Source organism: Pseudomonas sp. 05N434 (assembly GCF_056396965.1).
This window is the reverse complement of record NZ_JBFTMK010000868.1, coordinates 1-1293: the sequence shown is the minus strand read 5'-3', so window position 1 is coordinate 1293 and position 1293 is coordinate 1. Positions and strand designations below refer to the sequence as shown.

Annotated in this window: 1 protein-coding gene and 1 pseudogene; both read left to right on the top strand. The window is 60.8% G+C overall.

Translation table 11 applies throughout. The features are described from left to right. Window positions 1-103: pseudogene (locus AC1DLB_RS30250) on the top strand (glycine zipper 2TM domain-containing protein); the annotation flags it as partial. Between the two features lie 136 nt (window positions 104-239). Further along, window positions 240-1136 carry a site-specific tyrosine recombinase XerD gene (gene xerD, locus AC1DLB_RS30245; RefSeq protein WP_019651849.1) on the top strand — a complete coding sequence of 299 codons (897 nt, stop codon included), beginning with the start codon at window positions 240-242 and terminating at the stop codon, window positions 1134-1136. Window positions 1137-1293: the final 157 nt, after the last annotated feature.

Genomic DNA, 1293 nt, shown 5'->3' with positions numbered 1-1293 from the left:
CGGCAAGGAAGGCAAGGTGCGGATGGATCGCGATCCGGGCAATCAGATTCCGGTCGACAAGGATGGCAAGCTGATCCTGGGGCAGAACGAACCGGCCCGGTAATGAGCTGAGCGTCTACTCAAAAAGAAGCATCCCGCAAGGGATGCTTTTTTTGTGCCCGAATTTCATGTGTCACCTTCAACGTGTTATGCAAGACTCTTCATTTTTGCGGCCTTTTGCCCGCCAGTCCTGAGCCCCCATGCCTGCCATCGATCATCCCCTGATAGACCAGTTCCTCGACGCCCTGTGGCTGGAGAAAGGCCTTTCCGATAACACCCGCGATGCCTATCGCAGCGACCTGGCTTTGTTCAACGGCTGGTTGCAGGAGAAGGGCCTGGAGCTGATCAACGCCGGGCGCGAGTTGATCCTCGATCACCTGGCCTGGCGCCTGGAGCAAAACTACAAACCCCGTTCTACGGCGCGATTCCTTTCCGGTGTGCGTGGTTTTTATCGCTATTTACTGCGGGAAAAGCTGATTGCCGTCGATCCGACCCTGCGCGTGGATATGCCGCAACTGGGTAGGCCATTGCCTAAATCCTTGTCGGAAGCCGATGTGGAGGCCTTGCTGGCCGCGCCGGACTTGAGCGAGGCCATCGGTCAGCGTGATCGCGCCATGCTTGAGGTGCTTTACGCGTGTGGCTTGCGGGTGACGGAGCTGATCAGCCTGACGCTGGAACAGGTCAACCTGCGCCAAGGCGTGCTGCGGGTGATGGGCAAGGGCAGCAAGGAACGGCTGGTGCCGATGGGCGAGGAGGCGATTGTCTGGGTCGAGCGTTACATGCGCGATGCCCGTGGCGAGTTGCTGGGCGGGCGTCCCAGCGATGTGCTGTTCCCCAGCCTGCGCGGTGAGCAGATGACCCGCCAGACCTTCTGGCATCGCATCAAGCACCAGGCCAAGGTCGCCGGGATCGGCAAGTCGCTGTCGCCGCATACCTTGCGTCATGCCTTCGCCACGCACCTGCTCAACCACGGTGCCGACCTTCGGGTGGTGCAAATGTTGCTCGGCCACAGCGATCTCTCCACCACCCAGATCTATACTCACGTCGCCCGGGCGCGCTTGCAGGATCTGCATGCCAAGCATCACCCCAGAGGCTAATCAATGCGGGATGGTTACAAACCCTGTGGCGAGGGGGCTTGCCCCCCATTCGGCTGCGCAGCAGTCGTCAAGCCTCACGCCTCGGTCCATATGTCGGATAGGGATCGCCAAAGAGGGGCTGCTTCGCAACCCAACGGGGGCAAGCCCCCTCGCCACA